Origin of the sequence: Pseudoalteromonas luteoviolacea (genome assembly GCF_001696455.1) — a bacterium.
In the GTDB taxonomy this organism is placed as follows: domain Bacteria; phylum Pseudomonadota; class Gammaproteobacteria; order Enterobacterales; family Alteromonadaceae; genus Pseudoalteromonas; species Pseudoalteromonas luteoviolacea_C.
Window position 1 is genome coordinate 323,348 of record NZ_MAUJ01000003.1, and the last position, 22,444, is coordinate 345,791.

A 22,444-nucleotide genomic window follows, 5' to 3' on the forward strand; every position below is an offset into this window, starting at 1 on the left:
GATACTTTAAGAAAGCTTCACAAAAAAGAAAAAGTGACGAAATATTTTTTCACTATTGGCACGCCCTGTGCATTTAAAATATCAACTAAGGTGACAACACCTAATCATGAAAACTAAATAAAAAACCAATTCTGTGTTTTGTTAAGGGGAAAAGCCATGAACGCACTACTTAAATCACTACTAGCTGCAACTGCAATCACTTCAATGGGCGCTGCAGCAGCAGTTTTAGATACAACAGGTACTGAAGCAAAATTCACTTTTGAAGGTACAATCCAACCAATGTGTAAAACAAGCAGCGGTAACAACAGTGTTACAGGCCTAAAGCTTGACTCTTCTCAACAAACTCAAGAAATCGGTACTTTAGATGTTTGGTGTAACACAGGTGAAAATGCAACAACTGAGTATACTTCTGCAAATGGCGGTTTCTTAGTTGCAAACAATGCTCAAGGCAGCAAAATCGCATACACACTTAACATTGGTGACACAGCAGGTATTGACCTTCAAACAGGTGCATATAAGCACTCTAAAGCAACTTCTGCTGGTACTGGTACTACAGGTGAAACAAAAGCAACATCACTAAAAATTACACCACAGTCAAACGGTCTAAATGATGCAGGTACTTACTCAGATACTATCACTGTAACTGTAAGCCCTAACTAATTTAGCATTTAGGCAGCAAAGTTTATGGCTTAATCTATACTGCCTAAACTGTAAAAATCAGAGCGAACTAAAGCAGTTCGCTCTTTTTCATTCTAAGCGTGTTCTGGCGATTCATGGCAACCATGTTTGTTATGAAACACAATACATTGCTTACCGCTAACCCCGCGCAGTTCATCTATTACCGTCTAGCACATTTCAATTTACAAAAAACTAATTAAATAATTATAAAATACATCACTAAGAATAATAAAATTACACATTGAAATTAAAGTAACAAACACCTAATTATATAATTTAAAAAACAAAACCACATTAAAATAGATAAAAACGAGATTTAAAATTCCATTCAACTCTCCAATAAACAATATTTAACTCATCTATTTATAATAAAGTGTGCTGTGTATTTTCGAGCTTGAATAGTCACAATTGAACTAGTCGCTAACTAGGCATCGGCTGATATAAGAGAAGTAAGCTTTTATTATATAATTAGCCGCTGATATTAACTAGGTAGGTTTAACAGGAATCAACAATTTTGCTAGGACATCAAGGGATGTAGGCTGCTTAACTCACTATATAAATCAGCCCCAGCCCCTCAAAAAAACAGCACCGTTTTATAGAAAGAAGTAATAACCAATCCATAATATGTTGGCGTCTACCAAGGTTTTAATACTTAAAACTGTCAATGGCGTAAAACGTATCTAGACCTCAGTTTGACACGCGGCCATACCTTTCAAAAACGATAAAGCCTGCTCTTTAGACATCTCTTCTGGGTCGAACTCAACTTGGCCATTTTTACGCAGAAGCTCGTAAAACGCTTCGGAACCAGCAGCATACCCCATTTTCCAGAGCTCAAAGGTTGGTTGTTCAACTTCATCATAGCTGAGTATGGTCGCACCTTCATGTCGCGGATCATCCGCGATATCTAGATACAACTCATTCACTGTTTCTCTTTCTCCTTCGAGTGCTTGCAAGAAAAACTCGTTTTCAAAACACAACATGCCGCAAACCTTTAATTCATTGTTGTTAGAGCGGGCAGTCTCTAAAATATTGCGTAAGTCTGACAAGTTCATGGTTCGAGAAGCCTGACTGTAATACACCAATCTAACCAATTTCATTTTATCACTCTCCTAGTAATTTATTGACGCAGCTGATCTTTCGTCCAAAATTTAATCATTGGCTATAGTTAAACAAAAAACAAGGCAAGGTGCGCTGAGTTATGGACAATTTAAACAACCAAATAGTCGTGGTATCTGGCTCAACTTCTGAAGAGTTAGAGGCCATTCTAGCGCAATCTCAATGTGAAACGCGCAATGCAGAAAACTTTAAACTTTTTAAAAAAGCCTATAGAAAGCACCGCCCCGGCGTCTTAGTTTTATATGTGAATGATACTGAGTCCGAGCAATTGGCCAGTCAAGTTTTATCGCATGTCCGACATGCCATGCAAGACAAAGACGCAATTTTTGTTGTCGCACATCCACCAGAGCATATGCCAGATGCGTTAAACTGGATAGAGGAATATAGCATTGCTAGCTTTATTACTTTAACCACAGACAAGAGAGCGCTTAATCAAAGCGTTATTGACCGCAATATCAAAGCTTGGCGACGCTTTGTACAAGTCACTGAACAGCATCAAGCTGAGAGCAACTTATTAATGAGTGTCGCGCACTTACACCGAAATAATAACAATGTGAACGAAGTCATGCATCAGTTTATGCAAGCGCTATCTAGTATTGCTTGCGCTTCTGTACAATGCAGAATCAAAATCAATGCGCAGGGAGAAGGAACGATAACCAGCTGCTCTCCTGACTTAGACGAACTAGAAAATACGTTAAACCAAGCGTTTCAGCTTCCCACTTTACCTCCGTACTTGCAACGGGCCCTCAATGAAAAAAAACCGCAAATTGACTTACTGCCAAGCATTGATGCATTTTCCGCCTTGGGCCAATTGCTCAAATTAAAACTAAGTAGTTATCTTATATTCCCCATTGTTGTCTATGGTAAGGTATTGGAGCTTATGGTGTTTTTCATTGATGAGAATGCGATGGAGTCTGTCTCCATGCGTCAAATCGATGTGATCAGCAAAGCAGCCGAGCAGCTCACTATGCTACTTGAACGTAAAGAATCTGAGAGACGGCTCAAAAAGCAATGTACACGACTCAAGCACGCTTTGATCGAGCTAAAAGAGACACAAGAACAGCTTGCGCATAGCGAAAAAATGGCCACAGTAGGGCAGTTTGCAGCGGGTATTGCCCATGAAATCAATAACCCTTTGTCTTTTGTCCTCAGTAATTTTGGTTCGATGGACAACTACCTTGATAGCATTTTAAACCTGCAAAATTTGCATGACCAATTTTTAAGCGCTGTAGAAGTTGGCAACCAAAATAGACGTGATGAGATTAAAGATGAGATAACCCATTATCGGGGCCAATCGGAAATTGACTTTATCTACGACGATATGCGCGAAATTGTAGCTCAATCTCAGATGGGCCTATCTAGAGTCAGTGAAATTATTAAAGATTTACAATCTTTCAATGGTAAAGCACAGCGCACAGAACTTGATCTAAAAGATCTGTTATCACAAAGCCTTACGCTCCTTCGTTCAACAAATGTTAGCGATATCCCTATTAAGACTCGCTTCACGCACCAGAGCGAAATCGTTTCAAATGCAGGGTTCATTCAACAGATCCTAACCAACTTAATCAAAAACGCCTATCAAGCATTGGCAACTCACCCATCAACCGAGCCCGTTATTGAAGTCAGCTCAGAAGAAACCAACGGGGCTATTCACATTTCTGTTCGAGATAATGGTCCTGGTATCAGTTTTGAAAAGCAAAAGCATGTTTTTGATCCATTTTACACCACCAAGGCAGTGGGTGAAGGGACGGGACTGGGGCTCTCCGTCAGCTATAATTTGAGCAAAAGGCTCGGAGGCAAATTACTCGTTGACTCACAAGAAGGCAAATACTGTCAATTTACTCTTGTATTGCCGATACAAACTGAAGGTTCACCCCATTAAAACTCTCGGTGTATTTAAAGAATAAGGCTTTTTATGTGTCCATCTGCCATATCCTTCCTGGATCAGGAAGATGGGCTCAGCCACCAAAAGAGCAAGGCAGTAAACGGTAAAAGTTGAAATGACTCATTACCTAACAAAACACTCACATTTCTGGTTTATTCCTTAAGCTCCAATTTAGTCCCGTTAAGAAAAACAAACAAGCACCTTAAACACTTGTTTTGTAACTAATTGTGAAAATTATTCCTTTAGAGCCAATGCGATGTATTCATTATTACCACTACAACGCAGATGGCAGAAAAATGCTCACCGTTAGCCCGCCACTTTTACGGTTGTAAAAAGACAGCTTACCTTGATGGGCTTCGATAATTTCTCGACAGAGTGCAAGCCCAAGGCCCGTCCCAGCGTGTTTTGTGGAGTAAAAAGGCAACAATGCATTCTCCAAAACTTCAGGTGCCATACCAAGCCCAGTGTCTGAAATCTCTATGCTAATACCATGCGGCTTTACTGCCGAAATAGCCATAGTCACTTGTGATACTTTATCCGTCTCTGATTGTGCCTCATGAGCATTTTTTAAAATATTAATTAACACCTGCTCAATTTGATGTTCATCTGCATATACTTCGACATTAGGGATATCCGTGATCAGATCAAACCTGTACAACGCGCCAATCTGATCAAACAACGTTGTCCAATCAACAAGACGTTTATCAGGTATTTTTAGTTTAGACAGTGCCCCATAACCTTTTATAAACTCGTTAAGGTGGCCAATACGACGCGATATTGAGCTAAATACACGGTCTAATCTCGGCTCATCAAGATTCTGCGCTAATAATTGCCCTGAATGGCACATGGAACTAATCGGCGCTATTGAGTTATTAAGTTCATGACTGATCACCCTGATCACTTTTTTCCATGTTTGAACTTCTTGTCGACTTAATTCATTAGTTATGGATTTAAGTAAATACAGCGTATTGTTTGCTTGATGGATCCGCACACCAGATTTCGCTAGGTGCCAAGCTTGTTCTTCACCTTGACTGTTTTTTAGCGTGAATATACTTTCACCACTTTGTTGTAATGCCTGCACAAAATCAGAGTTTAAATTGGTGCAAACTTCACTCCAGCTATACCCCAAAATTGAATTGCCATCATTAAACATCAGCTCAGCAGCTCGGTTTGCAAAAATGATTTTTTGATTAATATCTACCAAAAAGGTCACAACAGGCGACGTGTTGAGCACCTTATCAAGCAGCATCTCTCGCTGATATAAATGCTGGCGTTCTTTTCTTAACTTATCCGCACATTGATTAAATAATTCAAAGATTGGACCGCGATTGTCTTCTTTATCAGTTGGGATACTGACCGAAAAGTCCGAGTCCATTAAACTCAACAGGCCTTGCTCTAAGCTTCGATCAGCATTTTTAATTTGTTTTGACCTTTGGTGAAACATATACCCAATGACACCATTAAAGCTGATACCAGCTATCAGTAATAACCACGGGTGTTGATTTACATATAAGTAAGTCGAGACAAAAAATGCAATTTGCCCAATAAATGCCACCCATAACATACTATTGTTCACCCTTAAACAATTTGAACTTTTCTATACGGCGGTAGAGAGTTTGACGGCTTAAACCAAGCTCTTGTGCAGCATGCGCTATTGTCCAATCGTGTTTTTCTAACACGGCAGAGATGTGCTCTTTTTCACTTAAAGACGCTGACTGTGATAGGCCACTGAATGCACTGGCGGTTACTCGCCCATCTTCAGCAAAAATCAACGCACGCTTACAGGTGTTTTCTAACTCTCTTACATTACCTGGCCAGCTGTGTTGTAATAAAAATTGTTCTGCATCCTTGGTGATAACCGCGTCGCCACCAAGAAAGTGCTGAGCCAGAGGCAAAATATCGCCTTTACGCTTATGCAATGGCAATATAGATAACTCCATGCCATTTAAGCGATAATATAAATCCTCTCTAAAAGCGCCATTTTTGATGTCTATGAGCAAATTGGCATTGGTCGCACTGATTACTCTGACATCCACTTTTTGCGTTACATTCGAGCCCAATCGCTCAAACTCGCCCGTTTGTAACACGCGCAGTAATTTCATCTGTCCAGACAAAGATAAATTACCAATCTCATCGAGAAATAAAGTCCCCCCGTCAGCCGCTTCGAAGCGTCCTGCACGAGCTTGATTTGCACCAGTAAAAGCGCCCTTTTCAGCACCAAATAACTCAGCCTCCATTAAATCTTGCGGAATTGCGCCCATGTTTACTTTGACAAACGGCTCATTCGCGCGCTTCGACTTTTGATGAATAAAATCCGCGAGTTTTTCTTTTCCTGAGCCATTCGGCCCCGTGACTAAGACATTGATCTGCGCCGCAGCGACTTTGGTGGCGGTAAAAATCAGTTCAGCCATTTCTTTACTTTGATAAATGAGCGCATTGTGTTCATCTGGCTGACTTTTAGTAGCAATGTGCTCCGCGATAATCTCAAGTAATTTTTGATCATCCCAGGGTTTAGGGAGATAATCGGCAGCCCCAGATTTGATTAAAGTTATGGCTGTCTCTAACTGGCTCCAAGCCGTTATAACAATAATGGGTAAAGCCGGGTTAAGCGATTTTATTTCATAAAAGAGTTGTTTACCCTCTTCTCCTGACGTGGTGCCTTCACTAAAATTCATATCTTGAATCACAAGATCAATTTTCTGCCGAGATACACTCAGCAAAGCCTCTTTCACACTGGAAGCACTTAATACCTTGTAATTATGTATGCTCAGTAGTAGATCTAATGCATCCAATATATCTGGATTATCGTCAACAACGAGAATTGTGTTCATAACTTGCTATCAACCCTGCTCGCACATTAACAAGCAGGGTTTGTCCTTTTTTATACCGTTCGGGTGGCCGTAACGGGTGCGATTTTTGTTGTTTTCCAAGCTGGTAGCCAAGTTGCCAATGAGCCTGAGATAAACACGATAGTAACACAACTTAAGTAGCTGATAACATCGGGCTTAGGCATTGAAATTACCTTACCTAGCAACATGTTGATGGCAATGACACTGACAACACCAAGCCCTGCAGCGACCACACTAATTAACCAGTTTTCACTCATTACATAGAGTAAGACATCTTTTTTACGCGCACCCAATGCCCGTCGGATCCCAATCAACTTTTGCTGTTTTGATGCGTGGAAATGCGCATGTGCAAAGCTACTGATCATTGTCACAAATAGCATGAATGCTGTAAGCAAGCTAAACAAAACAGCCAAGCTCGTCGCCTCTTTATAGTAGTCACTGTGGTGCTGCTTCATAGTGATGATATCTTTAATGTCACGCTCAGGATGCACTTTTTTTAACGCTGCAATGGCCTTGGTTTTAGTTTCTTGCAGCTTTCCAGGCGCGACTTTGAGCAGGTAAAACATTCTAGCTTGCGCGCGTGCCATATTTCGATATTTAAATATGCCATGATGAGCATGTTCTCGCGAAGGCGTAATGGCTATATTTGACACCACCCCAATTACACGGCCTTCATTTGTTTGCTTACCAATTGCAGACTCGCCGGGGTACAAAGCCTCCGCGAGCGAACGCGTTAAAATAATGTTTGCCTCAAAATCCGTATTTTCTAAATATCCACGCGTTGCATCGTCTGACGCTTCAAAATTTCTCCCTTGAAACATGTTTGCGCCCAACAAGCGGAAGAAGTCTTTACCCGTGTAATACGTTGGTATGCCACTAAACTGATCGTCAATGGGTACATCTTCAGGGTGATTGATGTCTTCAATAGAATGATAGTTACCACCACGCATCAAAGGTAGCTGATTCGTATATGAAACAAACGAAACCTCTGGTAACGCTTTTAACGTAGCCATATCTTCATCAACGATAGACAAGAAAAAGTCTGCATCAAGAAACGCTTCTGAAGTGGGGCGAATTTGAAATGCCACAACATTATCCATCTCGAACCCCACGTCACGAGATAATTTGTCGTTCGCTTCAATGCTTAACAACAAGCTGTTACACGCTAACCCAAGGGTGAGAATGAGCTGAAATATCAGCAACCCTGTCGCAAACTTTCTCAGCAACATAGACTTAATTAATGCTTTGATATTCATAGCGACTCCCTATTTTAAAATGCTTGCAAGTGATGTACGAGTACCTTGAATTAGTGGATATACCGTACTCAGAAGGCTAGAGGTCAAGGCAACCCCCAAGCCAATTACTAGCATGTGCAGTGGTAATTCCGCTACTGGTGCGAGTTCATCAAATAACTGCCTATACAGGGCCAACAAACTAAATGCCAAAACAAAGGAAAGGAGTGCGCAAATAAAACCGAGTATGATACTTTCGACCACACCTTGAAAGAATACTTGCTTTTTACTCGCGCCAACTGCACGTCTTAAATTCGCTTCAAACTGACTTGCTTGATATCGCGATAACATCAAGCTATTGGCATTGAAAATACAAACCAATAAAAATAAACCTGTCGCAATCGTAAAAGCCAGCAGATCTTTATTAACGACCTCATTTTTATCCAGCCACTCATTAACGTTGTAGAGTCGATTATCAACTTCGTGGCGGTGGTTCCCTTTTTCTTTTAGTTGATTGGCATAGCCATCTATGAAAGTCTGAAACGCAAGGCGTTGCTTGTCATCTAATAGCTCAACAAAGACTTGGATGTAGTACGCGTTGATTTGGCGTGTTTGATCGAGCCTTGTATAACTGTCAGTAGACATGGTGCGAGCAAACACAGCCCAATTGTTGTCGATCGCAACTTCAATAGGAACAAAAATATCATCGGTCTTATCAAAAGCTTTTCCTTCCGAAGCGTGGTAAAAAAGCGGACGCATTTCCCAAGGTTTAAGCACCCCCACAATGGTGTAGATTTTGCCTTGCAGCTCTAGCTTTTCTCCAACACTATTCTCGCCACCGAAGAGCTTACCGTTTAGTTCATGGCCTATCACGATGTTATTGCTATGCTCATTTTTCCAAGGTTCTCCATAGGCAAATTCCGCGCCCATTACATCAAAGAATGAGGCCGTGGTTGCGCGCGTTGGGCTCGCATAACGGGTAAGGTCTTGTGCGTCTGCTCTGCGGCTGTAAACCATGCTGGAATAGTGCATGACCGCGTTGTTTGCAACCTTCGAGTCTAAAATCGCTTTTGCATCACTGTATCTCAGCACGTGCATACTGCCAAACCGATTGTTTGCCCCAGCGTAGGTATTCATGTTTACGTTAAAGATCTGTTCGCTCTTACCTGGGATCGGATCTTTAGACATCAGAGATAACATGGATAAATTTGCTAGCAATGTGCCAATGCCAATCGATAAAGTTAAAATTACCAGCGCAAAAAAGAGTGGCGTTCGTCTCGCATTGCGCGCGAATAAATGAATGTAATATAAAAACATTTCCATGGTTAGCTCCGTTCTTATGCTGGCTGTTGCTTATCAAGCGCAATGCTCGAGTCTGGCTGCATTGGGGCATAGATGCTGTAATCTGTGATTTGGCCATCAATAATTTGTATGTTCCGGTTCACCTCTCTTGCCTGATCGGGGTCATGTGTAACCATAATAATCGTGCTTCCCTGAGCGTTAATCTCTTTGAGTAAATCCATAATTTGCCTAGCCATCAAAGAGTCCAAGTTACCTGTTGGCTCATCCGCCAATAGGATCTTAGGCTCCCCAGCTAATGCCCTCGCAATAGCAACCCGCTGCTGTTGACCACCGGACAACTGGCTCGGTAGGTAATTATGTCGACTGGCCAAGCCTACTAACTCAAGCGCATATTCTATTCGGTTGCGTCTTTGTTTCGCACTGAGCCCGCGATAACGTAGCGGCATGTCAACATTGTCAAAAATGCTGTAGTCCGGAATGAGGTTGTAATTCTGAAAAATAAACCCTATTTTTTCGTTTCTTAAACGTGAGAGGTCATCATCAGTTAAGCCACTAACGTTAGTGCCATCTAAGGTGTATTCGCCTTGTGTAAAGCCATCTAATAGACCTGCCACATTTAGAAAGGTTGATTTACCTGAACCTGAAGGGCCTGTCACCGCAACAAACTCCCCTTTTTCAACCTCTAAACTAAAATCCCTCAATGCATGGGTTTGAATCGTTTCACTTCTATATACTCGGCTGATATTTTTCATTGAAAGCATGATCTTGTCCTTTATAAATTCTGTTTTTTATTTATCAATATTGAATGTCTGACTTTGGCTAAATGCCTCATAATCCGAGATAATAATTTCATCCCCTTCTTGTACACCCGCCGTTAGCTCGATGTACTCCACACTCGACGCGCCTGTTTTAATTTCACGTAAATCTGCAACGTTTTCGGCAATAATAAACGCTTTTTTGCCTCCATAAGCGTTAAGAAAAGGCCCCCTTTTCACTTGCAATACTTGTGGCTTTTTCTCAAACTCAATCCGTCCATTGATGCGTTGATTTTGGCGCAGCTTCGTACCATTGTGGCTTGATACTTTTACACGTACAGCCACCTGATTTTGATTGATTTCTGGAGATACTGAGCTGACTTTTCCAGCCAACCGTTGGCCTGCTAGCGTCAGTTCGACGTTCAACCCAATACCAAGATCATCCGCATAAAACTCTGGCACGTTAAGTTCGGCTTCGTATTCAGATAAATCAACGATGGTCATCAGCGCTTGTGCATCTGCCACTTCTTCCTTTTGCTGTACTAACCAATTTCCTACGATGCCGGATACGGGGGCTTGCACATCTAGCGCACGCTTTCTGCGTTTGAGCTCGTCAAGGATTTGAGTTTGACGTTTTACCGCAAAATCTCTGGTTTGCGCTTCAAAAGTTAAACGCTTTTTCGCCAGCTCCACACGCTTCTGAGCATGCTGATACATCAAGTCGGCTTCTAATAAAGTATCTTGACTTCTTGCGTAATCTAACTGGCTAATCACCTGTTTTTCAAACGACTCTTGTGACCTAAGCTTTTCTCTTTTCGCTGCGTTTAAGCGAACAGTCGCCTCATCTAAACTGCGTTCTAAATCTAATTGAGCCTCATCGTCGGCTAACAGCCCTCTATCAGCCTCAAGCTTCAGTTGCGCCAGTAAGGACATCTGTTGCGCGATTAATGCATCAAGCTCGGGGCTCTCAATGCGTGCAATGAGTGAACGTTTATCCACTGAGTCACCCGGTTTCACCAATAAAGTCACTTGTCCCGGTTCAGGACTGTATATCTGTGGTGCATTAGCCGCCACTAAACGTCCAGATACAGAAACATCTCGAATTAAATCTTGTCTAATTACTTTTGCAGTCAGAAGCTGCTCATAAGATACGGTTTTAATCCCAGCATACCACTGACTAATTGCTGGAATAGAAACAACGGTCATCACTGTCATTAACAAAGCGATTAAGGCATATTTCACCTTGCCTTTCGTTTTATTTGGCGTAATCAATTCATCTTGGGACTGCGTTCCATCTATCATAGTGTTCACCTTTTAACTTTCTATGCAGAGATAAAAGCGAGGACAGTGCCAACATTTTAAAAAAATTAACACACTGATATAAAAGACTTTTTTGTTTATTCCTATTTTATAAGTGTCCGAATGGACACTTATAACGTCCAAGCGTGTCCGTGTTACACTATTTTGGACACATAAAATCAATAGCTTGTAGACTAGACTTCACACCGTATGATTTCAGATCAAAATTGAGGCCGCAATTTACAATTTACATATGCCAAAGCCTAAATGTGAATTAATCGGTGGGCGTAGCGCATGAACCGGCATGAACCGTGTAAGTAAAAAAGACGACGCGATATCTGTTCTTATTTATCAATCTGACAACAACTCCCCCTATTCGTTACCGTGCCTAAAAAACCTCTACAAGGTACTAACCTCATACCATTCAACTCAATTTACATGGAAAGCTATCCGATCAACTGCTCAACTATTGAACAGTTTCGAAGTGCTTTTTAACCTGTACATGCAACATAAACATACATTGAATAAGGAAACGTTATGTACAAACTAAAATTTATATTATCCGCGGTTCTTATCGCATTTGCGGGCAGTGCCAGTGCTTGGACTACCGTACCATCGGGCGTCGTTGAGAGTTGCTCTTGGCAATATGTCACTACTTACCGGGGGACTGGCGTGTACATCGTAGAGTATCGTTCTACTGACTCTTCTTGCCGCTATAGAACAAAATTGTATGACTATAGAGTAAGAGAAATTCGTTATCACTAAGTCGATAACCCAGTCAAATACCCATGGCGGACGGATAATACATGAGTGTTATCCCTATATTTTCATATGGGTATTTCAACTTGCAAATAAGTAAAAAAATACCTTTCAACTACACTTTTCTTCGAACAAAAAAATAGCCAAAAAATTCAGCCTATTAAATTACAAAGCCGACCTGTAAATTAAATAAAAAATGTTAAATATTGCAATAAAAAAGCAATCGTTTTTTAAAAATTCATGATCTTATTTTAATACCTCGCCGTATTGCCGGAAAATTAACCACTCCAACGGAGATGATCGTGAATATTATTGCTAAACTCGCACTCGCCGCTGCAATGACGACACTCGCAGCTTGCTCTGACGATGATGACCCCATCATCACACCAACCCCTGATCAACCAGAAAACTCAGTGTATGATGCAGCCAAAGCGGCGGGGTCATTTACGACATTGGTTGCAGCATTGGAAGCAACAGGCTTGGATGCAACACTCGACAACACGAACAACAAATTTACCGTGTTTGCACCAACCGACGCAGCATTTGAATTGTTGGGCACAGATACCATTAATGGCTTGCTCGCTGACACCGACACACTGAGTGGGATTTTGACATACCATGTTCTCAACTCAGAAGTAAACGCAGAAACCGCACTGTCACTTGCAGGGCAAACAGCCGACACTGTCAACGGGGCTAAAGTTGCATTATCACTGTCTGGTGATAACCTGCTGATCAATACTGCCACCGTTACTCAAACAGACATAACAACCGATAACGGCATCATTCATGTCATAGATGCCGTGTTAATGCCACCAGCCCAATCAACATCAACACAAAATATAGCTGAAGTCGCAACGGCTGCGGGCTCGTTCACTACCTTACTCAAAGCGGTCGAAACCGCAGGCCTCAGTAGTGCCTTAACGGGTGCTGGACCACTTACCGTGTTTGCGCCAACCGACGCAGCGTTTGCCGCATTGGGTACTGATACAATTAACACATTGCTCGCCAACCCTGATGTACTTGGCGACATTCTGAAACAGCACATTGTTTCTGGTAATGTGGACTCAGTCACCGCCATGTCACTCAATGGCAAAAACGCCACAACCCTACTCAATAACCAGTTACCAGTCGCAATAGATGCCACAAAAGACAGGTTAAAATTCGCAGGTGTCACTGTCACCCAAACGGACATTCCCGCATCTAACGGGATCATTCACGTGCTGGATGCGGTCGTTGTAGCCGATATTACCGTCCCTGAATCTCTAGGATTAATTCCGCAAGTAGCGCAAAACGATGGCTCCTTCAATACTTTAGTCAGCTTACTCAGTGCCACGGGGTTAGATCAAACGCTCTCAGATCCAACAATTAAATTTACGGTGTTTGCACCGACCGATGCCGCATTTGCCGCTTTGGGGCAAGACACCCTTGATGCGCTTGCAGCTGATACACAGAAGCTTTCAGACATCCTGTTGTATCATGTGGTTTCGGGCCAAAGCATCATGTCTGATGCCGCAGGCGCGGTCGCATCCTCGGATAATAATATGGTAATGATGGCCAATTCAGATAGCGCTGCACTGAGCATGGTCGATAGTAAGTTGTTTATTGACGATGCAGTGATAAGAACCGCTAATGTGAACGCAGATAATGGTGTGATACACGTATTGGATAAAGTGATCATGCCACCAGTAGAGAAAACAGACACCACAAAAACCATTGCAGATGTGGCGGTAGAAACAGACTCTTTATCCACTTTAGTGAGCGCTTTAACTACGGCAAACTTAGTCGCAACGCTATCTGACACGAGCAAAAAATTCACAGTATTCGCGCCAACGAATCGTGCCTTCGAAAAGATTCCGGCTGCAACACTCAATGCGTTACTCGCAGATGTACCTGCGTTAACTCAAGTATTAACTCAACATGTGCTGGGTCTTGAAGCATCCGCCATGACCGCTTTAAAACTCAATGGCAAACAAGTAGAAACACTTGCTACCAACATGCTTGATATAAAAGTGGTCGACTTTGCCGGTGCGACGAATACTGACTCAGATGCCGTAGCGTATAATGCAACCTCCCAAGTGCTCGTGACTGGTAACGCCCAATCAAAAGCTGGCTTTACTCTATATGTGTTTGACAATGACCTTACTTTTTCTCAAAGCCAATGTAATGATGCGTGCGCAACAAGTTGGCCACCCGTCATTGCAACGGCAGAGCAAATCTCTAACATCCCGGGATTGTCACTTATTTCGAGACAAGATGGTTCAATGCAAGCAGCCTATCTAGGAAGACCTTTATATATGTTCAGCGGCGATACCGAGGCGGGACAAAATACCGGTAACGGCGTCAACAACCTATGGTGGCAAGTAACTCTGCCAACGTCTGGATTGCAGATTGAAGGCAGTAACGTCACACAAAAAGATATTTATACTGCCAACGGCGTTGTGCACCTGATCGATACCGTGATAACGACGGTTGATTAAAGTTAATTTCCCATCGACTTTGGGTATGGCGATGAGCCATACCCTGTTTGCCTATCATCAAGCAGATTGAAGGTTTGTTAGTTCAATGCGGTAGCGTTGATAGAACAGTTCACATGCACCGACCAAGGCGGCATGAGGCAGAGAGCTAATACAAATTTTAAGGTGTTCACACTGTTCAAACTGTGCAAAGCGAGCGTGCATCGCGGCTTCGAAAAGATGGTAAGCATTAGAAACCGACCCTCCCAACACAATCACATCAGGATCATAGGCCAATTGCATATGTGCTATTGCCACACCTAAGTGACTACCTAACTGTTCGAAAAGGCGCAGTGCGCGTTGATCGCCTGCAAGTGCCAATTCATATTCTTTCGCACCATCCGTACCTAAGTTGCGGAAAAACTGGCCACTACAATAATCTTCAAGGGTATTGTTCAAATAAGGGGCACTACCAAACTCTCCTGCAAGCCCGTGACGCCCTTCGTACAATCTACCTGAAATGACAACGCCCGCACCCAGTCCGGTACCGAGACAAACGCCTAAAATGGTTTGGCATGGCAAGCCATTATCAAAATGCGCACCATACTTATATTCACCATACGCAAAACAATTAACATCATTATGTACCATCACGGGTACCTTAAATCGCGCCCCCAAAATGCCCGTTAAGTTGATATTGCGCCAATTAGGAATATTAGTTACTTCAAAGATATAGCCTGTATCACTATCAACCACTCCAGGAATGCCGATGGCAATGCCAACGCACTCATCTGTTACCGTTTTATCGATCAGATCAATGATATAGTCAGTCATCTCGTTTTTCGAAGCGGAAGATGGCACAGGGTAACGTTTAACATTTGCCACTGCACCTTGATTCGCCAACCCACACAGCGCTTTGGTACCACCTAAATCAATACAAACAATTTTACCAGTCATCAATTATGCTTCCTGCTCTGACGGTTTTTTACTAAACAAACGTATCGTGTGATTATTTACGATTGGTTTTGCCACGCTGGCAACATAGAGAATGTACCCAGTCGGGAGCAAAAGAATGAAAAGCGCCATTTTTAATGAGCCGAACACTTGTGCGAATAAACCAATAATAGGCGATGCAATTGCCCCACCAATTATACCAGTGCATAAAATTCCAGCGATAGCGCCATGTCCTTTTTCAAAAGAGTTTAGTGCCAATGAAAACAACCCGGACCATAAGATAGAGAGGAAAAACCCAGCCATGGGAAACGCGATTACCGCGATCTCGGCTGTGCCCATAATTGCCAACGATAGGCTCAATGCAGTACCGATGCAAAACCAAGATATTAACTTTCTCACATCGTACAACTTCATAAGTGCCAAACCAACGAAACACCCCACAGTCAGCATCATCCAAAACTCACTCACCACTGTCGCCCCGACCAGTTTTGTATCCAGCGCATGTGTTTGATAAAGAAAAACACCTATCGAGTTTGCAATACCTTGCTCCAAGGCTACATATGCTGCAATCGCAAAAAAGAACTTAACCACCGTAGGGTTTTTAAACAACGCAACACATTCATGCCATGTAAATTTAGACTGCTCTGAGCGCGTATCTGCATGCTCAAGTTGAGTCCCTGCAACCCAGACCAGCATCACAAAACTCATCATTGCAAATAGCCAATACATACTCAGCCAACCCATCGTCTCTGGCACTATGGTGCTAAGTAGCGTACTTTGGTCTTGTGCCAAATCAGAAAGATTAAGGTATACAACAGGGGACAATGTCGCCCCCGCGCCAAACATTAATTGCGCCACCACAGATAACAGTGCAAAGTGTTGACTGCCACCGCAACGCCGTAACAATGGATTGATAGAAACCTGCAACAGTGCCATTGCGCTACCGATTAAAAATAGGGCGGCCATTGCAAATTCAAAAGACGGAAAAATAGCAAACAAAAGTGCGCCAATAGCCGAAATGGCAAACGCTAGCAAAATGACTATTTTTTCATTTGTGCGCTGCACAAGAAGTCCGGCAGGTATAGACATCACACCATAAGCTGCAAAAAATGCAAATGGGAAAAAACCAGCTAGGGCTAATCCAATATCGAAACTGCGGATTAACTCAGGAAAGATGGGACCTAGAATGTTTGTAAAAAAGGAAATCACAAAAAAAGTTGCGAGTACCATGCCCACGGCAGGCAAATTCTTTTTCATTTATAGCACCTTATTTTAATAAAAAGGTGATGGCAAAAATAGGATCTGATTGTTGGCAGACAAATGATCCAAGGGGAATCCGCCATCACCTTAACTCGTCAAATAAGGTTAGTTTGCCGCTAAATAGCAATACTTTGCGGCACTTTTCAATCCTTTATCAATACAATTCAAGCTCACAATTATGCTTGTTAAGGGTCACTAATTTAGTACTAAAGTGAGTACTTAAAAAAGCATCAAATAAACTAAGACTATTTAAGAGAGATCAAATAACTACAACTTAAAGTTCGCGCTTTTTTAAGCATAGCGTCTGAATTTATAACTATGGAGAGTGCTTCAAATACCACCTTTCTAGACGTGAATTTAGTTCATATAATCACGTCAAAGAGATTCATTCTAACGTCAAATTATTCCAAAATAAAATACAATATGTAATTTTATAGTATTTGAATGTATGGCGAATCCCATTGATAAATATTTTTAAGCTATGTCCAAAGGGGTCAGTTAAGGGCGATTATTAGCAAATAACTAGGTATCAACTGGCGGTTCCAAGTAGATCCTTTCGTATTTTAATTACACTAGGGGGGATAATTGAAATAAAGTGAGTGAGTAAAATTAACCCAGAAAAAGAAAGGCCACGCAGGGCCTTTCTCGATTAGGAAATACAATTAGATTACCAACGTCCACGAATACCAAATGTGAGACGTCGCTCATAAATATTTTGCGCCATACGGTTATCTTTCCACTGCGCGTATTGAGATTCATATTCCTCAGTTAAGTTGCTACCTGACATATACACTGTGAAATGATCATTCACATCATAACTGGCTGACAAATCGATATAGGTTGTCGGCTCTGTCCAAATACCAATGTCGTTCATGGCGCCCGGCGTAGAGATGATATGTAACCGCTTCGAGCGGTAATTGGCTGCCAATCTAAATTGAAATCCATCACGTTCGTACCATAACACGGCATTACCTGATTCCTTTGAATTATCAACCAACGGCATTGCTTCACCGCCAAATCCTGTCTTACCACTTTCGCTTTCTGAGTAGGTGTAGTTAAATGCTGTACCAAAACCACTCCAGAAACCGGGCAAAAAGTCGAAAGCTTGTTGATAGCTTAACTCGGCACCTTTCATCGTACCGCCGTTACCATTTACTTGACCTCTTACAGTTACATTTCTGCGTAGCACACCATCAGCATCTTCAACGGGTATCTGCCACTGTGCTGACTCGATAAAAGACTCTAGGTCAATATGAAAGACAGCTGCGCTCAACAAAGCACTCGGTGAAAAATACCATTCGAGCGTCACATCCGTATTTTCTGCACGCCAAGGCTCCAGATCAGGATTTCCTTGCATAGTTGCATTGGTCGCGATTAATAAATCAGGGCTGATCCCTTCTGATGCAGCGAGCTCATCACCAGCACGTGCTCGGCTGATTGTTAAACCGCCGGCGAGTTCCTTCAGGTCAAGACGCGTCATCGTCTTACCCCAAGATGCGCGTAAGATAAGGTCTTCTTGAAGGTTAAATGCCACATTGACCGATGGTAAAAAATCATTGAACGAACGGTTTGAGATAATGTCCCCATCGTCTTGTGCCACTTCTGCTGGACAGTTACTACAGATGGATGCACCGACTTGATTTTGTAAGATATCGAGCTCTGTTTTTATATATTGGAAGCCTGCATTAGCCCGATAAAAATCATTAGAGAAATCGGCTCGCCAATAGACAGATTGTGTTTTTTCTTCAACCGTGTAAGAGCTTCCGGGTACCCCACCTCTAATATTGTTTGGATACAGGCTATTTTGGAAAGCAAAAGGGTCATCTAGCTGGCGTGGATCAACAAAATAGTATTCACCTAAATTAACAGGGCCGAAATCATTATTTGTTTTCACCCATCCTTGTGGCAATCCACTAAAATTGAATGGCGTATCAGCCCCCATGGTAATGTCTCCAGCCGAAGCACTTGGTGTGCCACCACTGCCATCGGTGTCAAATGCCGCAAGACCTTGGTCTTTCCACATCACGTTGACACTGCCCTCACCAACTGGGTTAGAAAATGGAGCCAGTAAAACATATTGGTTTCGAGTGACATCTCGCTGGCTCGCCCTGACTCCAAAGGTCATTTTTTCTAGGTGACCAAGGTCAAAGACATACTCCCCATCGAGTCGTAAAATATCTAGGTTGGCCTCTTCATCGTAGTTATTTTCAGAATACGTAGACACGATCGCATAACGATCGATGTTTGAACCAAATACTTCCCCTTGAACCTGCCCTGGCACAGACAATGTGGGATGCTTACCTGTAAAGTTTAATCTCATAGGTATTGGATCAGGCCCATAACCATTTGGATTTACAGCTGTAGGGCCAGAGCCATCATTTCTTTTAAGGCCATGAGCAAGACCGTTCGTCATATAACCCTGTGCCACATTCTCGGTATGACTGCGCTCTGCATCTGCGGTGATAAACCTCATTTTACCCGAGAAGTTACCATCTCCCTTATACTCCAATTCAAAGTTAAAGTTGGTCGACTCACGTTGATTGGTATGGCTCTCTGAGTGCGATACAACACGCGGAGAATGTAAGGTTATATCTTGTGCGGTATACAGGTTATGTCCATTTGACAACATGCCGCGATTGATTGGATCATGTTGTTCTTGCCAATCCCAATGTCCACCCCATGCGTTGTCTGCCGTGATCCCCATTTGTCGATCAGCATCATCCATATCTGTATAAAAGACATCACTACTAAGCACCCAATTATCGCTTAGCTGCGCCTGAAAGCTGACGGTTGCACCTGTACGCTCACGTTCTGTAAAGCGGTTCATAATACCGTAATTGACATAAGTAAACTCCGCATCATCAAAGTCACCGTCACCTGTCATATCCGTCGTCGGACAAAACCAACACTCCGCACCTTCATCATTTTCATAAGGCGCATAAGCCCAACCATCGTTGAGTGTACCGAATCGGTAGTTTGCCAAGTTTACTTCATCATGAGAGACGGTCGCTAAAATTGCAAAGCGCTCGCCATTGTAACCAGCTGAAACCATGAATTTAGGGTCAGATTCTTCGGAGTACGATCCTGACGACACTTCAGCCAACGCTGCGCCACTAAAGCCATCTTCCAAATCAAATGGTTTTCGAGTCAATAAATCAACAGTGCCAGAGATCCCTCCTGCCAACGTGTCTGAAGTAGGCGATTTCATCACATTCATCGCGCCAACTAGACTGGAAGGAATATCAGTAAAGTCAGGCTGAACCGTTGAAATGGAGCCTGCACTTAGAAACTGTTCACCATTGAGTAATGTTGTAACTTGAGGCATACCGCGCACATTAATGGTCGATCCCTCTCCCGCATTTCTGCGAATTTGGATCCCCGGTACACGCTGTAAAGAGTCAGCAATCGTGATATCGGGTAATTTACCAATGTCCTCAGCAGTAATAGAATCTACCACGCCATCAGCAAAGCGTTTGGTGTTTAAGCTTTTTTCAGTTGAAGCCCTGATGCCTCTAACCTCAATGACTTCAACTTGCTCTTTTTGAGCTCCCACCGATTCTGCCACCGCACCTGTTGACCACACACTGATTAAAACCGCAGATGCAAGGGGGGACAGTTTAAATGGAGACAATCTATGTTTCATCATTATTCTCTCTGATTATTTTTATATCTGTTATCGACAAGAAAATTAGAGAAAGACCATACAACTTAAGACTCAGTAACCACATTTACCTGTCATTTTAATGAACAGCTAAGCTGAAAAATCTTTCAGAAAAGGCGCTACTAAAAATTAACAACTCTAATTTCATCCGTTACTTATTTGAGCAGCCTCAGCGACAAGGTGTTTGCAATTTCTATCTCATGTAGGTACAAATCTATCAAGTAACAGCGTTGTCATCTTTTAAAAGCGGCGGATTAGGAAGATGTTAGGTAAGTACTACAATCGATTTGAATAATATTACTTAGGTATCTAAATATGATGAAAACTTTAATTATATGTAACTCATTTAACCAAATTAGAAACAAGTAAAGACCATTGCATTATTAATAAAAACCGAAAAAGCCGTTAAATTGACCATCAAGCGGTAGCGATTATTAAAACAAAAAATTAAGGATAATGTTATGAAAGCGATGTGCGAAAAGGTAATTCCATCATCCAATTGTTCATGGCGATACTGTTTGTACCAACTTAATGAAATACCGTTCAATTGGCACTATCACCCAGAGTATGAAATTTGCTTGACCTTGAATAGCCAAGGGGTATGCCACATAGGTGACTATATCGCATCCTTTGGTGATTATGACTTAGTATTGCTTGGCCCTGAACTTCCTCACACTTGGCAATCTAAACCAAATTCAGATGGCAGTATACAGAAAGTGCATGTTGCCCAGATACCTGCCCTCTGGCTCGAACAACAGCTCAGGCTTAATCGAGAATTAGATAGCCTCAGGTCTTTACTTTTCGAAGCTAAATGCGGGTTGAAATTCGATATACAAGTGGCCAAAGAAGCAGAAGCACTGTTTATTCAAATGGGTGATGCTAACCCGCTTGAGCGCTATGTGCTGCTATTTAATTTACTCAACTTGATGGCAAGTAACACCTATCAAACTTTATCGAGTATGGAGTTTAATTTTTCGAACCAGCAGGACCCCGCCAAAGATAAGTTTGATAGGGTGATAAACTTTATTTATGAGAATTATACCGAGCATTTGAGTGCCGATATTCTCGCTGAGCAAGCACATATGAGTACTAACCACTTCCATCGTTTTTTTAAAAAACGCACTGAAAAAACCGTGACAGAGTTTATTAATCAGCTACGCATTGCTAAAGCTTGTAAGTTACTAATTAACTCCCAAGCACCTATCACAGTGATTAGTGATCAGTGTGGTTTTAATAACTTATCTAATTTTAACCGCCGATTTTTGGCCCTAAAGTCATGTACGCCAAGCCAGTTTCGGGCGCGAGTTCAGCATAAAGCATTGATTTAATTTAGCTTGTATCGGTGGCTGACTCATAAGCCGATAACACCAATTCAGCACTCAGTCAGATAGATGTTTATAGTATGCCTGCAACAATAATAATCAAATAGGTGCATCATGCGCTCACCAATATATTTTTTATTCAGCGGCCTCCTTTTAACAATCGCCACTCCCACACTTGCACAATCAGGTTGTCAAAAAAGCGAACGCTGTACCATGGTCGTTTACAGCGAACGGTCGGATACATGGCAAATCATCAATAAAGAGCGAGCTGAACGCGCATTTAGTCCATTTTCTACATACAAAATCCCAAATACGCTGATTTTATTGGAGCAACGAAAAGTTGATACAACATCAACATATCAAGTCGATACGCAGCAATACAAACCCGAAAAGTGGTGGCCACAGACTTGGTTAAATGACGATATCCGCCTCAAAGACGCTTTTCACAACTCCGCATTGCCTCTTTATCAAGGCTGGACGAATACTTTGACTAAGCCACAGATCCAAACACATTTGGATACCTTTAGCTACGGAAACCAAGATATCAGTGGACCACTCGATGCATTTTGGTTGAACTCCAGCTTGCAGCTATCAGCCATTGATCAGATAGACTTTTTACGTCGACTGGATAATCAAACACTCGGTCTAAGTGACAAGACTTATCGCACCTTTGAAACCATATTTTTAAAGGAAAGCACCCAGAATCATAAGCTATTCGCTAAAACTGGTACTGGACCCATTGCGAAAAAAACGTATGTTGGATGGTATGTCGGCAAGGTAGAAAATGCACAAGGCACACATTACTTTGCGTTTAATATGTATGCACCGACGTTTAGAGAAATGGTTAAAGTACGTGTCAAAAAAGCCCATGCGACGCTTGAACAACTAAACATACTCTAACATGTCAGTGAGTGGGCTT

16 protein-coding genes are annotated in these 22,444 nt (G+C 42.2%); 6 read left to right on the forward strand and 10 right to left on the reverse strand.

Features of this window, described 5'->3' with window-relative positions:
• Nucleotides 1-156 precede the first annotated feature (156 nt).
• On the forward strand, nt 157-660 hold the full coding sequence (locus tag A7985_RS12165; RefSeq protein WP_065790733.1) for a hypothetical protein: 504 nt from the start codon (nt 157-159) through the stop codon (nt 658-660).
• Between the two features lie 698 nt (nt 661-1,358).
• On the opposite strand, the gene A7985_RS12170 is transcribed toward A7985_RS12165, so the two are convergent.
• Nucleotides 1,359-1,775 (reverse strand): BLUF domain-containing protein, encoded by a 417-nt coding sequence (locus A7985_RS12170; RefSeq protein ID WP_065790734.1) that lies wholly within the window; start codon nt 1,773-1,775, stop codon nt 1,359-1,361.
• A gap of 101 nt (nt 1,776-1,876) precedes the next feature.
• On the opposite strand from A7985_RS12170, the gene A7985_RS12175 reads away from it, so the two are divergent.
• The gene (locus A7985_RS12175) at nt 1,877-3,676 is read left to right on the forward strand and encodes a sensor histidine kinase (RefSeq protein ID WP_065790735.1); all 1,800 of its coding nucleotides are present in this window, start codon (nt 1,877-1,879) and stop codon (nt 3,674-3,676) included.
• 277 nt (nt 3,677-3,953) lie between these two features.
• Here the strand turns inward: A7985_RS12175 and A7985_RS12180 are convergent, their stop codons facing one another.
• Genes A7985_RS12180 through A7985_RS12205 form a run of 6 tightly spaced genes read right to left on the reverse strand, consistent with a single transcriptional unit; the run spans nt 3,954 to nt 11,119 of the window.
• Complete coding sequence (locus A7985_RS12180) at nt 3,954-5,243, reverse strand: sensor histidine kinase (protein ID WP_081310540.1); 1,290 nt, start codon at nt 5,241-5,243, stop codon at nt 3,954-3,956.
• A gap of 1 nt (nt 5,244) precedes the next feature.
• On the reverse strand, nt 5,245-6,510 hold the full coding sequence (locus A7985_RS12185) for a sigma-54-dependent transcriptional regulator (RefSeq protein WP_065790737.1): 1,266 nt from the start codon (nt 6,508-6,510) through the stop codon (nt 5,245-5,247).
• Nucleotides 6,511-6,560: 50 nt separating this feature from the next.
• Entirely contained in the window at nt 6,561-7,784 is a 1,224-nt protein-coding gene (locus A7985_RS12190) for an ABC transporter permease (RefSeq protein ID WP_065790738.1), read from the reverse strand.
• A 9-nt stretch (nt 7,785-7,793) separates the two neighbouring features.
• Complete coding sequence (locus A7985_RS12195; protein ID WP_065790739.1) at nt 7,794-9,083, reverse strand: ABC transporter permease; 1,290 nt, start codon at nt 9,081-9,083, stop codon at nt 7,794-7,796.
• Nucleotides 9,084-9,097: 14 nt separating this feature from the next.
• A complete protein-coding gene (locus A7985_RS12200; protein WP_065790740.1) occupies nt 9,098-9,823 on the reverse strand; it encodes an ABC transporter ATP-binding protein in 726 nt (241 codons plus the stop codon).
• Nucleotides 9,824-9,850: 27 nt separating this feature from the next.
• A complete protein-coding gene (locus tag A7985_RS12205; protein WP_065790741.1) occupies nt 9,851-11,119 on the reverse strand; it encodes an efflux RND transporter periplasmic adaptor subunit in 1,269 nt (422 codons plus the stop codon).
• A 534-nt stretch (nt 11,120-11,653) separates the two neighbouring features.
• Between A7985_RS12205 and A7985_RS26260 the strand changes: the two genes are divergently transcribed.
• Together A7985_RS26260 and A7985_RS12210 are read left to right on the forward strand one after the other, a co-directional pair.
• Nucleotides 11,654-11,881 carry a hypothetical protein gene (locus A7985_RS26260; protein ID WP_141685346.1) on the forward strand — a complete coding sequence of 76 codons (228 nt, stop codon included), beginning with the start codon at nt 11,654-11,656 and terminating at the stop codon, nt 11,879-11,881.
• 296 nt (nt 11,882-12,177) lie between these two features.
• The gene (locus A7985_RS12210; protein ID WP_065790742.1) at nt 12,178-14,352 is read left to right on the forward strand and encodes a fasciclin domain-containing protein; all 2,175 of its coding nucleotides are present in this window, start codon (nt 12,178-12,180) and stop codon (nt 14,350-14,352) included.
• Between the two features lie 57 nt (nt 14,353-14,409).
• Here the strand turns inward: A7985_RS12210 and A7985_RS12215 are convergent, their stop codons facing one another.
• From A7985_RS12215 to A7985_RS12225, 3 genes are all read right to left on the reverse strand, one after another.
• A complete protein-coding gene (locus A7985_RS12215; protein WP_065790743.1) occupies nt 14,410-15,285 on the reverse strand; it encodes an ROK family protein in 876 nt (291 codons plus the stop codon).
• 3 nt (nt 15,286-15,288) lie between these two features.
• Nucleotides 15,289-16,539, reverse strand: a complete 1,251-nt coding sequence (locus A7985_RS12220; RefSeq protein WP_065790744.1) for an MFS transporter — start codon at nt 16,537-16,539, stop codon at nt 15,289-15,291.
• 670 nt (nt 16,540-17,209) lie between these two features.
• Complete coding sequence (locus A7985_RS12225; protein WP_256096750.1) at nt 17,210-20,188, reverse strand: TonB-dependent receptor; 2,979 nt, start codon at nt 20,186-20,188, stop codon at nt 17,210-17,212.
• A 476-nt stretch (nt 20,189-20,664) separates the two neighbouring features.
• On the opposite strand from A7985_RS12225, the gene A7985_RS12230 reads away from it, so the two are divergent.
• The gene (locus tag A7985_RS12230) at nt 20,665-21,531 is read left to right on the forward strand and encodes an AraC family transcriptional regulator (RefSeq protein WP_065790745.1); all 867 of its coding nucleotides are present in this window, start codon (nt 20,665-20,667) and stop codon (nt 21,529-21,531) included.
• A 108-nt stretch (nt 21,532-21,639) separates the two neighbouring features.
• A complete protein-coding gene (locus A7985_RS12235; RefSeq protein ID WP_065790746.1) occupies nt 21,640-22,425 on the forward strand; it encodes a penicillin-binding transpeptidase domain-containing protein in 786 nt (261 codons plus the stop codon).
• The last annotated feature ends 19 nt before the right edge of the window (nt 22,426-22,444 follow it).

Bases quoted from the DNA above. Each gene is read 5' to 3' on its own strand.
- A7985_RS12165 (WP_065790733.1), top strand. From the start codon at position 157: ATGAACGCACTACTTAAATCACTACTAGCTGCAACTGCAATCACTTCA.
- A7985_RS12170 (WP_065790734.1), bottom strand. From the start codon at position 1,775: ATGAAATTGGTTAGATTGGTGTATTACAGTCAGGCTTCTCGAACCATG.
- A7985_RS12175 (WP_065790735.1), top strand. From the start codon at position 1,877: ATGGACAATTTAAACAACCAAATAGTCGTGGTATCTGGCTCAACTTCT.
- A7985_RS12180 (WP_081310540.1), bottom strand. From the start codon at position 5,243: ATGTTATGGGTGGCATTTATTGGGCAAATTGCATTTTTTGTCTCGACT.
- A7985_RS12185 (WP_065790737.1), bottom strand. From the start codon at position 6,510: ATGAACACAATTCTCGTTGTTGACGATAATCCAGATATATTGGATGCA.
- A7985_RS12190 (WP_065790738.1), bottom strand. From the start codon at position 7,784: ATGAATATCAAAGCATTAATTAAGTCTATGTTGCTGAGAAAGTTTGCG.
- A7985_RS12195 (WP_065790739.1), bottom strand. From the start codon at position 9,083: ATGGAAATGTTTTTATATTACATTCATTTATTCGCGCGCAATGCGAGA.
- A7985_RS12200 (WP_065790740.1), bottom strand. From the start codon at position 9,823: ATGCTTTCAATGAAAAATATCAGCCGAGTATATAGAAGTGAAACGATT.
- A7985_RS12205 (WP_065790741.1), bottom strand. From the start codon at position 11,119: ATGATAGATGGAACGCAGTCCCAAGATGAATTGATTACGCCAAATAAA.
- A7985_RS26260 (WP_141685346.1), top strand. From the start codon at position 11,654: ATGTACAAACTAAAATTTATATTATCCGCGGTTCTTATCGCATTTGCG.
- A7985_RS12215 (WP_065790743.1), bottom strand. From the start codon at position 15,285: ATGACTGGTAAAATTGTTTGTATTGATTTAGGTGGTACCAAAGCGCTG.
- A7985_RS12220 (WP_065790744.1), bottom strand. From the start codon at position 16,539: ATGAAAAAGAATTTGCCTGCCGTGGGCATGGTACTCGCAACTTTTTTT.
- A7985_RS12225 (WP_256096750.1), bottom strand. From the start codon at position 20,188: ATGATGAAACATAGATTGTCTCCATTTAAACTGTCCCCCCTTGCATCT.
- A7985_RS12230 (WP_065790745.1), top strand. From the start codon at position 20,665: ATGAAAGCGATGTGCGAAAAGGTAATTCCATCATCCAATTGTTCATGG.
- A7985_RS12235 (WP_065790746.1), top strand. From the start codon at position 21,640: ATGCGCTCACCAATATATTTTTTATTCAGCGGCCTCCTTTTAACAATC.